The 16,920-nt window shown below is 65.3% G+C and carries 16 protein-coding genes; 14 read left to right on the forward strand and 2 right to left on the reverse strand.

The features are described 5' to 3' along the window. Positions 1 to 153 precede the first annotated feature (153 nt). From tkt to BLR75_RS23720, 7 genes are all read left to right on the forward strand, one after another. Positions 154 to 2,154, forward strand: a complete 2,001-nt coding sequence (tkt, locus tag BLR75_RS23690) for a transketolase (RefSeq protein WP_084314509.1) — start codon at positions 154 to 156, stop codon at positions 2,152 to 2,154. A gap of 97 nt (positions 2,155 to 2,251) precedes the next feature. Then, positions 2,252 to 3,298, forward strand: coding sequence for an erythrose-4-phosphate dehydrogenase (epd, locus tag BLR75_RS23695; RefSeq protein ID WP_084314510.1), 1,047 nt, complete (start codon positions 2,252 to 2,254; stop codon positions 3,296 to 3,298). Positions 3,299 to 3,328: 30 nt separating this feature from the next. Then, positions 3,329 to 4,492, forward strand: a complete 1,164-nt coding sequence (locus tag BLR75_RS23700) for a phosphoglycerate kinase (protein ID WP_084314511.1) — start codon at positions 3,329 to 3,331, stop codon at positions 4,490 to 4,492. Positions 4,493 to 4,561: 69 nt separating this feature from the next. Continuing rightward, complete coding sequence (locus tag BLR75_RS23705; protein ID WP_084314512.1) at positions 4,562 to 4,765, forward strand: hypothetical protein; 204 nt, start codon at positions 4,562 to 4,564, stop codon at positions 4,763 to 4,765. Positions 4,766 to 4,817: 52 nt separating this feature from the next. Further along, entirely contained in the window at positions 4,818 to 5,147 is a 330-nt protein-coding gene (locus BLR75_RS23710; RefSeq protein WP_084314513.1) for an MliC family protein, read from the forward strand. 111 nt (positions 5,148 to 5,258) lie between these two features. Beyond that, positions 5,259 to 6,323 carry a class II fructose-bisphosphate aldolase gene (fba, locus tag BLR75_RS23715; RefSeq protein WP_084314514.1) on the forward strand — a complete coding sequence of 355 codons (1,065 nt, stop codon included), beginning with the start codon at positions 5,259 to 5,261 and terminating at the stop codon, positions 6,321 to 6,323. Between the two features lie 122 nt (positions 6,324 to 6,445). Beyond that, positions 6,446 to 6,937, forward strand: a complete 492-nt coding sequence (locus BLR75_RS23720) for a M48 metallopeptidase family protein (RefSeq protein ID WP_084314515.1) — start codon at positions 6,446 to 6,448, stop codon at positions 6,935 to 6,937. Position 6,938: 1 nt separating this feature from the next. On the opposite strand, the gene BLR75_RS23725 is transcribed toward BLR75_RS23720, so the two are convergent. Together BLR75_RS23725 and BLR75_RS23730 are read right to left on the reverse strand one after the other, a co-directional pair. After that, entirely contained in the window at positions 6,939 to 7,430 is a 492-nt protein-coding gene (locus BLR75_RS23725; RefSeq protein WP_084314516.1) for a hypothetical protein, read from the reverse strand. Between the two features lie 196 nt (positions 7,431 to 7,626). Further along, positions 7,627 to 10,053 (reverse strand): penicillin-binding protein 1A, encoded by a 2,427-nt coding sequence (locus BLR75_RS23730; RefSeq protein ID WP_084314517.1) that lies wholly within the window; start codon positions 10,051 to 10,053, stop codon positions 7,627 to 7,629. Positions 10,054 to 10,238: 185 nt separating this feature from the next. On the opposite strand from BLR75_RS23730, the gene BLR75_RS23735 reads away from it, so the two are divergent. Genes BLR75_RS23735 through aroB form a run of 7 tightly spaced genes read left to right on the forward strand, consistent with a single transcriptional unit; the run spans position 10,239 to position 16,918 of the window. Next, positions 10,239 to 11,303 (forward strand): pilus assembly protein PilM, encoded by a 1,065-nt coding sequence (locus tag BLR75_RS23735; protein ID WP_084314518.1) that lies wholly within the window; start codon positions 10,239 to 10,241, stop codon positions 11,301 to 11,303. Then, positions 11,303 to 11,896, forward strand: a complete 594-nt coding sequence (gene pilN / locus BLR75_RS23740) for a type 4a pilus biogenesis protein PilN (RefSeq protein ID WP_084314519.1) — start codon at positions 11,303 to 11,305, stop codon at positions 11,894 to 11,896. The genes BLR75_RS23735 and pilN overlap by 1 nt, the downstream gene beginning before the upstream one ends. Continuing rightward, positions 11,893 to 12,540 carry a type 4a pilus biogenesis protein PilO gene (gene pilO / locus BLR75_RS23745; protein WP_084314520.1) on the forward strand — a complete coding sequence of 216 codons (648 nt, stop codon included), beginning with the start codon at positions 11,893 to 11,895 and terminating at the stop codon, positions 12,538 to 12,540. The genes pilN and pilO overlap by 4 nt, the downstream gene beginning before the upstream one ends. Next, the gene (pilP, locus tag BLR75_RS23750) at positions 12,537 to 13,058 is read left to right on the forward strand and encodes a type 4a pilus biogenesis lipoprotein PilP (protein WP_084314521.1); all 522 of its coding nucleotides are present in this window, start codon (positions 12,537 to 12,539) and stop codon (positions 13,056 to 13,058) included. Before pilO ends, pilP begins: the two co-directional genes overlap by 4 nt. Before the next feature lie 54 nt (positions 13,059 to 13,112). Continuing rightward, positions 13,113 to 15,233, forward strand: a complete 2,121-nt coding sequence (locus BLR75_RS23755) for a type IV pilus secretin PilQ (protein WP_084314522.1) — start codon at positions 13,113 to 13,115, stop codon at positions 15,231 to 15,233. Positions 15,234 to 15,241: 8 nt separating this feature from the next. Next, positions 15,242 to 15,760, forward strand: a complete 519-nt coding sequence (gene aroK / locus BLR75_RS23760; RefSeq protein ID WP_084314547.1) for a shikimate kinase AroK — start codon at positions 15,242 to 15,244, stop codon at positions 15,758 to 15,760. A 51-nt stretch (positions 15,761 to 15,811) separates the two neighbouring features. After that, the gene (aroB, locus tag BLR75_RS23765) at positions 15,812 to 16,918 is read left to right on the forward strand and encodes a 3-dehydroquinate synthase (RefSeq protein WP_084314523.1); all 1,107 of its coding nucleotides are present in this window, start codon (positions 15,812 to 15,814) and stop codon (positions 16,916 to 16,918) included. The last annotated feature ends 2 nt before the right edge of the window (positions 16,919 to 16,920 follow it).

A 16,920-nucleotide genomic window follows, 5' to 3' on the forward strand; every position in this document is an offset into this window, starting at 1 on the left:
GCCTGAAGCCTGAAGCCTGAAGCCTGAAGCCTGAAGCCTGAAGCCTGAAGCCAACTGTCGATCATCATTGCCCCCGGGGTGTCGGCTGGGCGAAAATACCGGCCTTTTTTCACTCCCTTCGATTCAGAAGCAGCCCCCGCAGGAGATTCAGCGATGCCCAGCCGTCGTGAGCGAGCCAATGCCATCCGCGCACTGAGCATGGATGCCGTGCAGAAAGCCAACAGCGGCCACCCCGGTGCCCCCATGGGCATGGCGGACATCGCCGAAGTGCTGTGGCGCGATTACCTGAGCCACAACCCGAGCAACCCGGAGTGGGCCAACCGCGACCGTTTCGTGCTGTCCAACGGCCATGGCTCGATGCTGGTCTATTCCCTGCTGCACCTGACCGGCTACGACCTCGGCATCGAGGACCTGAAGCAGTTCCGCCAGCTCAACTCGCGCACTCCGGGTCACCCGGAATACGGCTACACCCCGGGCGTCGAGACCACCACAGGGCCGCTGGGCCAGGGCCTCGCCAACGCCGTCGGCATGGCCATCGCCGAGAAGGTGCTGGCCGCCCAGTTCAACCGTGACGGCCACGACATCGTCGACCACTACACCTACGTGTTCCTCGGCGACGGCTGCATGATGGAAGGCATTTCCCATGAAGTCTGCGCCCTGGCCGGCACCCAGCGCCTGAACAAGCTGATCGCCTTCTACGACGACAACGGCATCTCCATCGACGGCGAAGTCCACGGCTGGTTCACCGACGACACCCCGAAGCGCTTCGAAGCCTACGGCTGGCAGGTGATCCGCAACGTCGACGGGCATGACGCCGACGAGATCAGGACCGCCATCGAGACCGCGCGCAAGACCGGCGACCGTCCGACCCTGATCTGCTGCAAGACCGTGATCGGCTTCGGTTCGCCGAACAAGTCCGGCAAGGAAGAGTGCCACGGCGCGCCGCTGGGCAACGACGAGATCGCCGCCACCCGCGCCGCCCTCGGCTGGAACCACGGCCCGTTCGAAGTCCCGGCGGACATCTACGCCGAGTGGGATGCCAAGGCCGCCGGCGCCCAGCGCGAAGCCGCGTGGAACGAGAAGTTCGCCGCCTACGCCGCCGCCCATCCGGAGCTGGCCGCCGAGTTCCAGCGCCGCATCAAGGGCGAGCTGCCGGCCGATTTCGCCGCCAAGGCCGAAGCCTACATCGCCGACGTCGCCAGCAAGGGCGAGACCATCGCCAGCCGCAAGGCCAGCCAGAACGCGCTGAACGCCTTCGGCCCGCTGCTGCCGGAATTCCTCGGCGGTTCCGCCGACCTGGCCGGCTCCAACCTGACCCTGTGGAAGGGCTGCAAGGGCGTGGCACCGGAAGATGCCGCCGGCAACTACATGTACTACGGCGTCCGCGAGTTCGGCATGAGCGCCATCATGAACGGCATCGCCCTGCACGGCGGCTTCATCCCGTACGGTGCGACCTTCCTGGTGTTCATGGAATACGCCTGCAACGCCGTGCGCATGTCGGCGCTGATGAAGAAGCGCGTGCTGTTCGTCTACACCCACGATTCCATCGGCCTCGGCGAAGACGGCCCGACCCACCAGCCGATCGAGCAACTGGCCAGCCTGCGCGTGACGCCGAACCTCGACACCTGGCGCCCGGCCGATGCGGTGGAATCCGCGGTGGCCTGGAAATGCGCCATCCAGCGCAACGACGGTCCGTCGGCGCTGATCTTCTCCCGCCAGAACCTGCCGCACCAGGCGCGCGACGCCGCCCAACTGGCCAACGTCGCCCGCGGCGGCTACGTGCTGAAGGACTGCGACGGCGAGCCGGAACTGATCCTGATCGCCACCGGTTCGGAAGTCGGCCTGGCCGTGCAGGCCTTCGACAAGCTGACCGAGCAGGGCCGCAAGGTGCGCGTGGTGTCCATGCCGTCGACCAGCGTGTTCGACCAGCAGGACGCCGGCTACAAGCAGTCCGTGCTGCCGGTCCAGGTCGGTGCGCGCATCGCCATCGAAGCCGCCCATGCCGACTACTGGTACAAGTACGTCGGCCTGGAAGGCCGCGTGATCGGCATGACCAGCTTCGGTGAATCGGCTCCGGCCGCCGCCCTGTTCGAGCACTTCGGCTTCACCGTCGAAAACGTGCTGGAAGTGGCCGCCGAGCTGCTCGACGCCTGATGACCGCCATGTAGGAGCGGGCCATGCCCGCGACGCTTTTCAAGAGCGTTCGCGGGCATGGCCCGCTCCTACAAGTAGTCGGCTACAAGGGATAACAATGTCCAATCGCCCTTACCGAGTTGCCCTCAACGGCTACGGCCGCATCGGTCGCTGCGTGTTCCGCGCCTTGCACGAGCGCGGCGCCAGGGCCGGTTTTTCCATCGTCGCGCTGAACGATCTGGCCGACCTGCCGAGCCTGGAATACCTGACCCGCTTCGACTCCACCCACGGCCGCTTCCCCGGCGAAGTGAGCGCCGCCGGCGGCTGCCTGCAGATCGACGGCCAGCGCGTGCAGGTGCTGCGCCACGCCGAGCCGGAAGCCATCGACTGGGCCGGCCTGGGCGTCGACCTGGTGCTGGAATGCTCCGGCGTCTGGCACACCCGTGCCGATGGCGAGCGCTTCCTCGCCGCCGGCGCGCCGCGCGTGCTGTTCTCGCAGCCGATGGCCAGCGAGGCCGCGGTCGACGCCACGGTGGTCTACGGCATCAACCAGAGCTGCCTGACCGGCGCCGAGCGGCTGGTTTCCAACGCGTCCTGCACCACCAACTGCAGCGTGCCGCTGCTCAAGCTGCTGAACGACGCGGTGGGCATCGACTACGTGTCGATCACCACCATCCACTCGGCGATGAACGACCAGCCGGTGATCGACGCCTATCACCACGAGGACCTGCGCCGCACGCGCTCGGCCTTCCAGTCGGTGATCCCGGTGTCGACCGGTCTCGCCCGCGGTATCGAGCGCCTGCTGCCGGAACTGGCCGGGCGCATCCAGGCCAAGGCCGTGCGCGTGCCGACGGTGAACGTCTCGGCGCTGGACATCACCCTGCAGACCTCCCGCGACACCTCCGCCGCGGAAATCAATCGCGTGCTCAGCGACGCCGCCGCCAGCGGCCCGCTGCACAAGCTGCTCGCCTACACCGAGCTGCCCCACGCCAGTTGCGATTTCAACCACGACCCGCATTCGGCCATCGTCGACGGCAGCCAGACCCGCGTGTCCGGCCCGCGACTGGTGAACCTGCTGGCCTGGTTCGACAACGAATGGGGCTTCGCCAACCGCATGATCGACGTCGCCGGGCACTATCTGCGCGCCGCGACATCCAACCACTGATTTGAACAGCCCAGAACAGGACTGACAGCCATGACCGTGTTGAAGATGACCGACCTCGACCTCCAGGGTAAGCGCGTACTGATCCGCGAGGATCTCAACGTGCCGGTGAAGGATGGCGTGGTGAAGAGCGATGCGCGCATCCTCGCTTCCCTGCCGACCATCAGGCTGGCGCTGGAAAAGGGCGCGGCGGTGATGGTCTGCTCGCACCTCGGCCGTCCGTCCGAAGGCGAGTACTCCGAAGAGAACAGCCTGCAGCCGGTGGCCGCCTACCTGAGCAAGGCCCTCGGCCGCGAAGTGCCGCTGGTCAGGGACTATCTCGACGGCGTCGAAGTGCAGCCGGGCGAAGTCGTGCTGTTCGAGAACGTGCGCTTCAACAAGGGCGAGAAGAAAAGCGCCGACGAGCTGGCGCAGAAGTACGCCGCGCTGTGCGACGTGTTCGTCATGGATGCCTTCGGCACCGCCCACCGCGCCGAGGGCTCGACCCACGGCGTCGCCAGGTTCGCCAAGGTCGCCGCGGCCGGCCCGCTGCTGGCCGCCGAGCTGGACGCCCTGGGCAAGGCGCTGGGCAACCCGGCCCGGCCGATGGCGGCCATCGTCGCCGGCTCCAAGGTTTCCACCAAACTCGACGTGCTGAACAGCCTGGCGCAGATCTGCGACCAGTTGATCGTCGGCGGCGGCATCGCCAACACCTTCCTCGCCGCTGCTGGCTACAAGGTCGGCAAGTCGCTGTACGAGGCCGATCTGGTCGACACCGCCAAGGCCATCGCCGCCAAGGTCAGCGTACCGCTGCCGGTGGACGTGGTGGTCGCCAAGGAATTCGCCGAAAGCGCCGCGGCCACCGTCAAGGCCATCGCCGACGTCGCCGACGACGACATGATCCTCGACATCGGTCCGCAGACCGCCGCGCAGTTCGCCGAGCTGCTGAAGTCGTCGAAGACCATCCTGTGGAACGGCCCGGTCGGCGTGTTCGAGTTCGACCAGTTCGGCAACGGCACCAAGGTGCTGGCCAAGGCCATCGCCGAGAGCCCGGCGTTCTCCATCGCCGGCGGTGGCGATACCCTGGCTGCCATCGACAAATATGGCGTCGGTGAGCAGATCTCCTACATTTCCACTGGTGGCGGCGCCTTCCTCGAATTCGTCGAGGGCAAGGTCCTGCCGGCGGTGGAGGTTCTGGAACAGCGCGCCAAGGCTTGAGCCGGCGCGGCGCAGAACCCTCCACCCTCACCGGGCGGATGCCCGACTGGATGGACATGGAGAATGGTCATGCGCTACGTCGCCCTTGTGTTGCCGCTTTGCCTGGTACTGATCGGATGCAGCAGCGATCCCGGTTCGACCAGTACCTGCGAGGTCTTCAGCTCGTCCATGCCTGCATCGCCCAGCGACCAGAACGCCGAGCGTGTGGAGATGCAGGCCAGCGGCGATCCCATCCCGGAGAGGGAACCGGTACGTTGCCGGGAATTGCCCTGAGGCCAGCGGTCTGGCCGAGCAGGGTGCGAGCCGCGCAGAAGGAGTTCGCCCGATGAAACCTGTGTTCGCCCTCGGTCTGGCGCTCCTGCTCGCCGGATGCTCGAGCCAGCCGTCCGGCACGGCCGGCAAGTCCTCCGGCTGGAACCACTGGGTCTGCGACAGCCAGGCGGAAGTGCTGTGGCGCTATGTCGATCCCAGCAAGTCGGTGGTCGACCTGCGCCTGGGCGAAGGCGACGTGGTGCACCACCTCGAAGAGGAACCCGGCGGCTCCGGCGCTTTCTACAGTGACGGGCTGGTTGGATTGAGCATCGTAGGTGACCAGGGCCTGGTCTACTGGGTCGAGAGCAACGACCTGATCGGCCGCGACTGCAAGGTCCGCTGAGCCGGGGCGGGCGCCGTGCCCGCCGATGAGAGAGATACTTGAACATGGCCTGCCCCTGCGGCAGGCTTGCGGATTACTGAACGAGCCCGACTTCTGGGAGAAGCGAAAACCATGGCACTCATCAGCATGCGCCAAATGCTGGACCACGCCGCCGAATTCGGCTACGGCGTGCCGGCCTTCAACGTCAACAACCTCGAGCAGATGCGCGCCATCATGGAAGCGGCCGACAAGACCGATTCCCCGGTGATCGTGCAGGCTTCCGCCGGTGCCCGCAAATACGCCGGCGCGCCCTTCCTGCGCCACCTGATCCTCGCCGCCATCGAAGAATTCCCGCACATCCCGGTGTGCATGCACCAGGACCACGGCACCAGCCCGGACGTCTGCCAGCGCTCGATCCAGCTGGGCTTCAGCTCGGTGATGATGGACGGCTCGCTGAAGGAAGACGGCAAGACTCCGGCCGACTACGACTACAACGTCCGCGTGACCCAGCAGACCGTGGCCTTCGCCCATGCCTGCGGCGTGTCCGTGGAAGGCGAACTGGGCTGCCTGGGCTCGCTGGAAACCGGCATGGCTGGTGAAGAAGACGGCGTCGGCGCCGAAGGCGTGCTGGACCACAGCCAACTGCTGACCGATCCGGAAGAAGCCGCCGACTTCGTCAAGAAGACCAGGGTGGATGCCCTGGCCATCGCCATCGGCACCAGCCACGGCGCCTACAAGTTCACCAAGCCGCCGACCGGCGACATCCTCGCCATCGACCGCATCAAGGAAATCCACAAGCGCATCCCCAGCACCCACCTGGTGATGCACGGTTCCTCCTCTGTGCCGCAGGACTGGCTGGCGATCATCAACGAGTTCGGCGGCGAAATGCCGGAAACCTACGGCGTTCCGGTCGAGGAAATCGTCGAGGGCATCAAGTACGGCGTGCGCAAGGTGAACATCGATACCGACCTGCGCCTGGCCTCCACCGGTGCCATCCGTCGCTTCCTGGCGCAGAACAAGAGCGAGTTCGACCCGCGCAAGTACTTCGCCAAGACCATCGAAGCCATGCGTGACATCTGCATCGCCCGCTACGAAGCCTTCGGCACCGCCGGCCATGCCTCGAAGATCAAGCCGATCTCCCTGGAAGGCATGTTCCAGCGCTACGCCAAGGGCGAACTGGAGCCGAAGATCAACTGATCCCGGCCGGTTCCCTGGGAGAGCCCCGCTTCGGCGGGGCTCTTGCGTTTTCGCTCGTTTCCGCTCGTTGGCGGGCAAATCGGATAAACTGCCCGCGCCTTTCCCGCCTTCCTTCCGAATCCATGACGCCGCTCCGCTATCTCCAGGCCTATCCGCAATCGCTGCAGGAGCAGGTCCGCCAGCTCATCGCCGACAACCGCCTCGGCGACTATCTCGAGCGGCGCTACCCGGGCCGCCACGACGTGCAGAGCGACAAGGCGCTGTACACCTATGCCATGCAGCTGAAGCAGGAGCACATGAAGAACGCCCCCGGCGTCGACAAGGTGCTCTACGACAGCAAGCTCGACGTGGTGCACCGCGCGCTCGGCCTGAACACCGCGATTTCCCGGGTGCAGGGCGGCAAGCTCAAGGCGAAGAAGGAAATCCGCGTGGCCTCGCTGTTCCGCGACGCGGCGCCGGAATTCCTCCGGATGATCGTGGTGCACGAGCTGGCGCATCTGAAGGAGCGCGACCACAGCAAGGCGTTCTACCAGCTGTGCGAGTACATGCTGCCGGGCTATCACCAGCTGGAATTCGACCTGCGCGTTTACCTGACCTGGCGCGAACTGGCCTGACTCAGACGTACAGCCGCAGCAGATAGAACAGCCCGCCCAGCCAGGCCGCCAGCGTTACCCCTCCCAATATTCGCAATCCCAGGCGCAATGCGCGCGGGGCGCGGCCGTTCGCCAGTTCGACGAGCGCCAGCAGGGCGGCGAAGCACGCCAGGCCGACTGCCAGCAGTTGGTAATGCTCCCGGCTTGGCGATACGGCGCTTGCGCTGGGCGCCACGACCATCAGGTTCCACAGGCACAGCGTCAGCGCCGGGACGACTGCGAGCAGTGCGGCGATCCTGCGTCCGTGCAGGCCGAGCAGGAAGGCGGCGAGCAGGCCGAGGTAGCCGACGCCGGCGCTCAGCAGGCCGAGGCCCTGGGAGAGATAGACGAGGTCCGGCGCCGTGCCGAGTTCCTGCGGTACGCGGACCACGTGCAGCAGGGAGAGGCCGAGGAGCAGGGAAGGCAGGCCGACGATCCAGCCGAGAATGGCGCTGCGTGGGCGGGTGGTGGACATCCGTCTTCCCGTCTGGCCGTCTGCGCGGAAGGGTTGCCGCGGGAGGCCCGTTCGAACCGGATGGGGGTCGATTCTCCCGGGGCCTGTTTCCCGCCGCAAACCTGAGATTAATCAAAGAATTGGCGGAATGCCATTATTCATTCCGCTTTTCTGCCAGGCGAAACGACGGAACCCCTCCGGAGAGGGGTTCCTGCAGTCAGAACAGATCGATGGGCGCGCCTTCGCCGGCCGGCATGCCGCCGCCCGGGGAGCTGCCGGGGGACAGTTCGCTCATGGTCGGCGGGGTGTCCTCGTTCTTGAACAGTTCGAAGTAGGCGCCGGGCGTGCCGGGGGGCGCGGCCCTGCCGGTATACGGATCGATGCGCAGGCTGACCATGCCCGGCGGCTCCGGCAGCAGGTGGGACGGCTTGTCCTTGAGCGCCGTACCCATGTAGCGCATCCAGATCGGCAGCGCGACGTTGCCGCCGTACTCGCTGCGGCCGAGGCTTTCCGGCTGGTCGAAGCCGACCCAGACGGTGGTCATGTAGTCGGCGTTGTAGCCGGAGAACCAGGCGTCCTTGGATTCGTTGGTGGTGCCGGTCTTGCCGGCCAGGTCGTCACGCTTGAGCGCCAGGGCGCGGCGGCCGGTACCGCGCTTGATCACGTCCTGCAGCATGCTGGTCATGATGTAGGCGGTGCGTGCGTCGAGAATCCGCTCGGCGGTCGGCGGCTCGGCGCTGGGTTGGGTCTGTGTGTCTGCACTGGCAGGCGTGCTCACGACCACGGGTTGCTCATCCTGCTGGCGAGCCTGCTCGGCCTGGGGCACGCGCGCCGGGTTGGCCTGGTAGAGCAACTGGCCGTCGCGGCTTTCGATGCGCTCGATCACGTAGGGGGTGATCTTGTAGCCGCCGTTGGCGAAGGTGCTCCAGGCGCCGGCGATCTCCAGCGGGGTCAGGGTGGCGGTGCCGAGGGCCATGGACAGGTTCGGCGGCAGTTCCTGCAGTTCGAAGCCGAAACGGCTGATGTACTTGCGCGCGCGCTCGACGCCGAGGTCCTGCAGGACGCGGATCGAGACCATGTTGCGCGACTTGTACAGCGCCTCGCGCAGGGGGATCGGGCCGAGGAAGGTGTTGGTGTCGTTCTTCGGCCGCCAGACCTTGTCCAGGTACTCGTCGTAGAAGACTACCGGCGCGTCGTTGACCAGGGTCGCGGCGGTGAAGCCATTGTCCAGCGCGGCGGCGTAGATGAAGGGCTTGAAGCTGGAACCCGGCTGGCGCTTGGCCTGGGTGGCGCGGTTGTAGTTGCTCTGTTCGAAGGAGAAGCCGCCGACCAGCGCCCTGATCGAGCCGTCGTGCGGGTCCAGGGAAACCAGCGCGCTCTGCGCCGCCGGCACCTGGCTGAGGCGCAGCGAACCGTCGTCCTTGCGCTGCACGCGAATCACGTCGCCGGGCTGGGCGACGTCGCCGGGCTGGCGCGGCAGCGGGCCCATGCTGTTGTTGCCGAGGTAGGGGCGGGCCCATTTCATGTTGTCCCAGGCGATGGTTTCCTCGTGGCCATCGCGCAGCATCACCATGATTCCGCTCTTCTCGACCTGGGTGACGATGGCCGGCTCCAGCCCGCCCACCGTGCGCTGCTGGGCGATGGCCTGGCGCCAGGCGTCGCGGGTCTGGCCCGGCAGGCGGGTTTCCGGGCCGCGGTAGCCGTGGCGCTGGTCGTATTCCTGCAGGCCGGTGTGCAGGGCGTCGTTGGCCGCTTCCTGGAGATCGCTGCGAACCGTGGTGTAGACCCGGTAGCCTTCGGTATAGGCGTCGCTGCCGTAGCGTCCGACCATTTCCGCACGGGCCATCTCGGCGATGTACGGGGCGATCAGCTCGGGAGTCTGCACGTGGTAGGAGGCGGCGATGGGCTCGTTGACGGCGGCCTCGTACCGGGCCTGGTCGATGAAGCCGAGCTTGAGCATGCGCTCGAGGATCCAGTTGCGCCGCTCCAGGCTGCGCGCCGGGTTGGCCAGCGGGTTGTAGCGCGACGGCGCCTTCGGCAGGCCGGCGATCATCGCCATCTGCGCCAGGCTGAGTTCCTTGATGGTCTTGCCGTAGTAGACCTGCGCGGCCGCTTCCACGCCGTAGGCGCGGTTGCCGAGATAGATCTTGTTCACGTACAGCTCGAGGATCTCGTCCTTGGTCAGCTCCCGCTCGATCTGCAGCGCCAGCAATATCTCGTTGATCTTGCGCGAGAAGCTACGCTCGTTGGTGAGGAAGTAGTTCTTCGCCACCTGCATGGTGATGGTGCTGCCGCCGGTCTGGATATGCCCGGTCTTCAATAATTGCGCGGCAGCACGCATCAGGCTCTTGACGTCCACGCCATAATGGTTCGCGAAGTTGTCGTCCTCAGCCGACAGCAGGGCATGGATGAAGTCCTGGGGGATGTCGCTGAAACGGATCGGCGTCCGACGCATCTCGCCAAATTCTGCTATCAGTTTGTCATCACCGCTGTAGACGCGCAGGGGCATCTGCAGGCGCACGTTGCGCAGCGCCTCGACCGAGGGCAGGTTGGGGCTGAGATACAGGTAGGCGCCGCTGAAACTGAGCAGCAGGCCACAGAAGATGGTGACGCAGGTCCACCACAGAAACTTCAGCAAACGCATGGAATGATTTGGATTTCCAGGGAAAAGAAAGAGTTAGATGAACGGCGTGGCGACAAGGGGGAATGCTGGTCACATTATAAGCAGTTTTTGCGGTGGCTAGCCATTTGCGTGCCTGTCAAGTGTGGTATCTAATGTCAAAAAACATAAATCGTCCGTAAGTCTCGGATGCTGATAGGAAATCAGTCGTGCTAGGGCTCTTCAACAAGAAAGCGAACACGCTGCTGGGAATAGACATCAGTTCGACTTCGGTCAAACTTCTCGAATTGAGTCGCTCCGGGGGGCGCTACAAGGTGGAGGCCTACGCCGTCGAGCCGCTTCCGCCCAACGCAGTGGTAGAAAAGAACATCACTGAACTCGAGGGCGTCGGCCAGGCGCTGGCGCGGGTGGTGGCCAAGGCCCGCACCAACGTCAGGATCGCGGCGGTGGCCGTGGCCGGGTCGGCGGTGATCACCAAGACCATCGAGATGGACGCCGGGCTTTCCGAGGACGAACTGGAAAACCAGCTGAAGATCGAGGCCGACCAGTACATTCCCTATCCGCTCGAGGAAGTCGCCATCGATTTCGAGGTGCAGGGCGTTTCCACGCGCAATCCGGATCGCGTGGATGTGCTCCTCGCCGCCTGCCGCAAGGAAAACGTCGAGGTGCGCGAAGCCGCCCTGGCGCTGGCAGGCCTGACCGCCAAGGTGGTCGACGTCGAAGCCTATGCCCTGGAGCGCGCCTTCGGCCTGCTCGGCGACCAGCTGGGCGGCAACGCCGACGAGCTGACCGTCGCGGTGGTCGACATCGGCGCGACCATGACCACTCTCAGCGTCCTGCACCACGGCCGCACCATCTATACCCGCGAACAGCTGTTCGGCGGGCGCCAGCTCACCGAGGAAATCCAGCGACGCTACGGCCTGTCGGTGGAAGAGGCCGGCCTCGCCAAGAAGCAGGGCGGTCTTCCGGACGACTATGACAGCGAAGTCCTGCAGCCGTTCAAGGAAGCGGTGGTGCAGCAGGTTTCCCGCTCGCTGCAGTTCTTCTTCGCGGCCGGCCAGTTCAATGACGTCGACTACATCCTGCTGGCCGGGGGCACCGCCTCGATTCCCGATCTCGATCGGCTGATTCAGCAGAAGGTCGGTACGCCGACCCTGGTCGCCAATCCCTTCGTCGATATGGTCCTCAGCGGAAAGGTGAATGCGGGGGCGCTGGCCAGTGACGCGCCGGCGCTGATGATTGCCTGCGGTCTGGCGATGAGGAGTTTCGACTGATGGCAAGGATCAACCTGCTTCCATGGCGCGAGCAGCTGCGCGAGGAGCGCAAGCAGCGCTTCCTGGTGACGCTGGGCGGCGTCCTGCTGGTTTCGGTCGGCCTGGTGTTCCTCGGCGACCAGTATTTCGACGCGGCGATCGAGAACCAGACCGCCCGCAATGACTTCCTGCGCAAGGAAATCTCCGTGCTCGATGCGCGCATCAAGGAGATCAGCGAGCTGAAGACCCGCCGCCAGCAACTGCTGGAACGGATGAAGATCATCCAGGACCTGCAGGGCAACCGGCCGATCATCGCCCGGGTGTTCGACCAGCTGGTGCGCACGCTGCCGGATGGCGTGTACTTCACCAACCTGAAGATGAGCGGCAAGTCCATCTCCATCTCCGGCGCCGCGGAATCCAACAACCGCGTCTCCAACCTGATGCGCAACCTGGATGCCTCGGAATGGCTGACCGCGCCGAACCTCACCGAGGTCAAGGCGGTGACCCAGGGCGCGCTGGACCAGGCCAACGTGTTCCAGCTGACCGTTCAGCAGACCCAGCCGAACGACCCGGAGCAGGACAAGAACCTCAATGCGCAAGGAGCCAAGAAATGAGCCTGGCCAGTTCCTTGGAAAGCCTGCGCAAGATCGACATCAACGATCTCGACCTGAACAACCTCGGCTCATGGCCGGTGGCGGTGAAGGTGATTGCCTGTGTCCTGCTGATGGCGGTGGTGCTGGCGCTTGGATACAACTTCCACCTGAGCGACATGCAGGGCGAACTGGACCGCAAGCGCAGCGAGGAAGCCAGCCTCAAGCAGCAGTTCTCCACCAAGGCCTTCCAGGCCGCCAGCCTGGAAGCCTACAAGGCGCAGATGAAGGAAATGGAAGAGTCCTTCGGCGCCCTGCTGCGGCAGCTTCCCAGCGATACCGAAGTGCCCGGCCTGCTCGAGGACATCACCCGCACCGGCCTCGGCAGCGGGCTCGAGTTCGAGGAGATCAAGCTGCTGCCGGAAGTCACCCAGCAGTTCTATATCGAACTGCCGATACAGATCAGCGTGGTCGGCGGCTATCACGATCTCGCCACCTTCGTCAGCGGCGTGTCCAGCCTGCCGCGGATCGTCACCCTGCATGACTTCGAGATCAAGCCGGCCAGCCCGGACAGTACCTCCAAGCTGCGCATGAGCATCCTGGCCAAGACCTACCGCTACAACGACAAGGGCCTCACGGCCGGTGCCACGGGGGCGAAGAAGAAATGAAGGCTCGCCTGATCATCTGCAGTCTCGTGCTTCTCGGGTTGGGCGGTTGCGGAGCGGGCGGCGATTTCGCCGACCTGCAGGCCTTCATGGACGAGGTTCGCGCGCGTCCGAAGGGGGCCATCGAACCGCTGCCGAAATTCCAGCCCTACGAGGCCTTCACCTACAGCGCATCGGCCATGCGCAGCCCGTTCCAGCCGCCGGTGAAGATCGACCTGGCGGTGAAGCAGAAGGGCACGAAAGTGGTCAAGCCCGACGAAGCGCGGGTCAAGCAGTTCCTCGAAGGCTTCAATATCGAAACCTTCGAGATGGTCGGAACCCTGGCCAACCAGCAGGGCGTGTTCGGGCTGGTGCGCGGTGCAGGAGGGGTGCACCGGGTGCGGGTCGGGGACTATCTCGGGCGCAACGATGGCAAGATCGTCGCCATCAACGAGGGCAAGATCGACGTCATCGAGATCGTTCCCGATGGCGAAGGCGGATGGCTCGAGCGCCCGCGCAGTCTGACCCTCAAGGAGCGTTAAGAGAGCGGGATGGAAATGGATAAAAAACAGCAGTCTCCACGACGGATTCAGACGATGAACAGAACTCTTTCCCGCTTGAGCGTTTCGCTGCTGGCGACGCTGTTCGCCTCCACGGTATTGGCGGCCAACCTGCAGAATGTCGATGTGGCGGCGCTTCCGGGAGACCGGGTCGAGCTCAAGCTGCGCTTCGACGAGCCGGTGACGGCGCCGCGCGGCTACACCATCGAGCAGCCCGCGCGCATCGCCCTCGACCTGCCGGGCGTGCAGAACCGCCTGGGCAGCAAGAACCGCGAGCTGGGCGTCGGCAATGCGCGCAGCCTGACGGTCGTCGAGGCGAAGGACCGTACCCGCCTGATCATCAACCTGACCTCGCTGGCCCCTTACACCACGCGGGTCGAAGGCAACAACCTGTTCATCGTGGTCGGCGGCTCGGCCGGCAGTGTCGCTGCTGCCGCTCCGGTCGCCGCGCCGGTCGCCCGGCCCGCGACCGCCAAGCCCTACATTCCAATGGGCAAGGCGATCCGCAACATCGATTTCCAGCGCGGCGACAAGGGTGAAGGCAATGTCGTGATCGATCTGTCCGATCCGGCCATCAGCCCCGACGTGCAGGAGCAGGGCGGCAAGATCCGCCTCGACTTCCCGCGCACCCAGCTGCCGGAGAACCTGCGGGTGCGGCTGGACGTCAAGGACTTCGCCACCCCGGTGCAGTTCGTCAACGCCTCCGCGGCGGGCGACCGGGCCAGCATCGTCATCGAGCCGACCGGCCTGTACGACTACCTCGTCTACCAGACCGACAACCGCATGACCGTGAGCATCAAGCCGCTGACCCAGGGCGATGCCGAGAAGCGCAAGCAGGACGCCTTCGCCTACACCGGCGAGAAACTCTCGCTGAACTTCCAGGACATCGACGTGCGTTCGGTGCTGCAGCTGATCGCCGACTTCACCGACCTCAACCTGGTGGCGAGCGACACGGTGCAGGGCAACATCACCCTGCGCCTGCAGAACGTGCCCTGGGACCAGGCGCTGGACCTGGTGCTGAAGACCAAGGGCCTGGACAAGCGCAAGGTCGGCAACGTGCTGCTGGTGGCGCCGGCCGACGAGATCGCCGCGCGCGAGCGCCAGGAGCTGGAGGCGCAGAAGCAGATTTCCGAACTGGCCCCGCTGCGCCGCGAGCTGATCCAGGTGAACTATGCCAAGGCCAGCGATATCGCCCGGCTGTTCCAGTCGGTGACCGGCTCGGCCGACCCGGCCGGCGGCAAGGGCGACGAGCGCGGCTCGATCACCGTCGATGACCGCACCAACAGCATCATCGCCTACCAGACCCAGGATCGCCTGGACGAGCTGCGGCGCATCGTTGCCCAGCTGGACATCCCGGTGCGCCAGGTGATGATCGAGGCGCGCATCGTCGAAGCCAACGTCGACTACAGCAAGAGCCTGGGCGTGCGCTGGGGCGGTGCGGCCACCTTCGGCAACTTCGCGGCATTCGGCAAGGACGGCAACATCGGCGTGGGCGGCGACAACGCGCCCAACTGCGGCCCGTTCGTCGGCGGCTGTACCCTGCCCACCGTGGCGAACGTTCCGCGACCGTCGGTCGATCTCGGCGTGACCAACAGCACCTCGGGCCTCGGCATCGGCTACGTGACCAACAACGTCCTGCTCGACCTGCAGCTGTCCGCCATGGAGAAGGGCGGCAACGGCGAGGTGGTCTCGCAGCCGAAGGTGGTCACCTCGGACAAGGAAACCGCGAAGATCCTCAAGGGCTCGGAGATTCCCTACCAGGAAGCCAGCTCCAGCGGCGCCACCTCGGTGTCGTTCAAGGAGGCGGCGCTGTCCCTGGAAGTGACCCCGCAGATCACCCCGGACAACCGCATCATCATGGAAGTGAAGGTCAACAAGGACGCCCCGGACTTCGCCAACCAGCTGAACGGCGTGCCGCCGATCAACAAGAACGAGGTGAACGCCAAGGTGCTGGTCAACGACGGCGAGACCATCGTCATCGGCGGGGTGTTCTCCAACACCCAGAACAAGGCGGTGGACAAGGTGCCGTTCCTCGGCGACCTGCCGTTCCTCGGACGTCTGTTCCGGCGCGACACGGTAACCGACAGCAAGGCTGAACTGCTGGTTTTCCTTACCCCGCGGATCATGAATAATCAGGCCATTGCAATCGGCCGTTGATGAATTCCGTGTCCAATTTGATTCTGGTAGGCCCGATGGGTGCAGGGAAAAGCACCATCGGGCGTCTTCTTGCCAAAGAGCTTCACCTGGTTTTCAAGGATTCCGACAAAGAGATCGAACAGCGCTGCGGGGCCAACATTCCCTGGATCTTCGATGTCGAGGGGGAGAGCGGATTCCGCGAGCGCGAACAGGCCATGATCGCCGAACTCTGTTCGGCGTCCGGTGCGGTGATCGCCACCGGTGGCGGCGCCGTTCTTCGTGAGGCGAACCGCGCCGCGCTGAAGGCCGGCGGGCAGGTGATCTATCTGCATGCCTCGGTCGACCAGCAGATATCCAGGACTGCCCGGGACAAGGGCCGGCCGCTGCTGCAGAAGCCGAATCCGGGGCAGGTGCTGCGCGATCTGATGGAAATCCGCGATCCGCTCTACCGGGAAATCGCCGATGTCGTGGTGGAGACCGACGAGCGCCCGCCGCGGCTGGTCGTGCAGGAAATTCTGGATCGCTTGCGCAGGCTGGAGCGCCGTTAAAGGCCGCTCCGATCTGCGTTATGCTATCCCCCTTTCTTGCCTGGGGGTTTCATGCGCACACTCAACGTCGATCTTGGTGACCGCAGCTATCCGATCTACATCGGCGAAGGGCTGCTGGACGATCCTCGCTTCTTCGCGCCGCACATCCATGGCCGGCAGGTGGCGATCGTCACCAACGAGACGGTCGCGCCGCTCTATCTCGAACGCCTGCAGAAAACCCTTGCCGGTTATGCCGTGACCAGCGTCGTCCTGCCCGACGGGGAGGCGTTCAAGAACTGGGAAACCCTGCAGCTGATCTTCGACGAGCTGCTAAAGGCGCGGCATGACCGCAAGACCACCCTGATCGCCCTGGGTGGCGGGGTGATCGGCGACATGACCGGCTTCGCCGCCGCCTGCTACCAGCGCGGGGTCGATTTCATCCAGGTGCCGACCACGCTGCTGTCCCAGGTGGATTCCTCGGTGGGGGGCAAGACCGGGATCAACCATCCGCTGGGCAAGAACATGGTCGGTGCCTTCTACCAGCCGCAGGCGGTGGTGATCGATACCGCGTCCCTGCGCACCCTGCCGGCGCGCGAGCTGTCGGCCGGCCTGGCGGAAGTCATCAAGTACGGATTCATCTGCGACGAGCCGTTCCTGACCTGGCTCGAAGCGCACGTCGAGGACCTGCTGGCGCTCGAGCCGGCGGCCCTGACCGAAGCCATCGAGCGCTCCTGCGCAGCGAAGGCGCGGGTGGTCGGTGCCGACGAGCGCGAGTCCGGCGTGCGCGCGACGCTCAATCTCGGCCACACCTTCGGCCATGCCATCGAGACCCACATGGGCTATGGCGCCTGGCTGCATGGCGAGGCGGTGGGCACGGGAACCGTGATGGCACTCGAGATGTCACACCGGCTGGGCTGGCTGACTGCCGCCGAGCGCGACCGCGGCGTGCGGCTGCTGCGCCGTGCCGGCCTGCCGATCGTGCCGCCGCAGGAGATGACCGCGGAGCATTTCCTCGAACACATGGCGGTCGACAAGAAGGTGCTCGACGGGCGTTTGCGTCTGGTACTGCTTCAAGGGCTGGGGGCTGCGGTGGTCACCGCCGATTTCCCTCGTGAGGTTTTGCAAGAAACGCTGCGTGCCGATTTCCAGGCTCTGGCCGATCTGTCAGGAGAACGTTGAGG

It is taken from the genome of Pseudomonas jinjuensis, from assembly GCF_900103845.1.
GTDB classification, from domain to species: Bacteria; Pseudomonadota; Gammaproteobacteria; order Pseudomonadales; family Pseudomonadaceae; genus Pseudomonas; species Pseudomonas jinjuensis.

What these genes read in the sequence shown, in the direction of transcription:
- BLR75_RS23720 (WP_084314515.1), top strand. Translation starts at nt 6,446, where the DNA reads ATGACGCCGCTCCGCTATCTCCAGGCCTATCCGCAATCGCTGCAGGAG.
- BLR75_RS23710 (WP_084314513.1), top strand. Translation starts at nt 4,818, where the DNA reads ATGAAACCTGTGTTCGCCCTCGGTCTGGCGCTCCTGCTCGCCGGATGC.
- BLR75_RS23705 (WP_084314512.1), top strand. Translation starts at nt 4,562, where the DNA reads ATGCGCTACGTCGCCCTTGTGTTGCCGCTTTGCCTGGTACTGATCGGA.
- BLR75_RS23730 (WP_084314517.1), bottom strand. Translation starts at nt 10,053, where the DNA reads ATGCGTTTGCTGAAGTTTCTGTGGTGGACCTGCGTCACCATCTTCTGT.
- pilP (WP_084314521.1), top strand. Translation starts at nt 12,537, where the DNA reads ATGAAGGCTCGCCTGATCATCTGCAGTCTCGTGCTTCTCGGGTTGGGC.
- BLR75_RS23755 (WP_084314522.1), top strand. Translation starts at nt 13,113, where the DNA reads ATGAACAGAACTCTTTCCCGCTTGAGCGTTTCGCTGCTGGCGACGCTG.
- BLR75_RS23725 (WP_084314516.1), bottom strand. Translation starts at nt 7,430, where the DNA reads ATGTCCACCACCCGCCCACGCAGCGCCATTCTCGGCTGGATCGTCGGC.
- tkt (WP_084314509.1), top strand. Translation starts at nt 154, where the DNA reads ATGCCCAGCCGTCGTGAGCGAGCCAATGCCATCCGCGCACTGAGCATG.
- epd (WP_084314510.1), top strand. Translation starts at nt 2,252, where the DNA reads ATGTCCAATCGCCCTTACCGAGTTGCCCTCAACGGCTACGGCCGCATC.
- BLR75_RS23700 (WP_084314511.1), top strand. Translation starts at nt 3,329, where the DNA reads ATGACCGTGTTGAAGATGACCGACCTCGACCTCCAGGGTAAGCGCGTA.
- aroB (WP_084314523.1), top strand. Translation starts at nt 15,812, where the DNA reads ATGCGCACACTCAACGTCGATCTTGGTGACCGCAGCTATCCGATCTAC.
- pilO (WP_084314520.1), top strand. Translation starts at nt 11,893, where the DNA reads ATGAGCCTGGCCAGTTCCTTGGAAAGCCTGCGCAAGATCGACATCAAC.
- pilN (WP_084314519.1), top strand. Translation starts at nt 11,303, where the DNA reads ATGGCAAGGATCAACCTGCTTCCATGGCGCGAGCAGCTGCGCGAGGAG.
- fba (WP_084314514.1), top strand. Translation starts at nt 5,259, where the DNA reads ATGGCACTCATCAGCATGCGCCAAATGCTGGACCACGCCGCCGAATTC.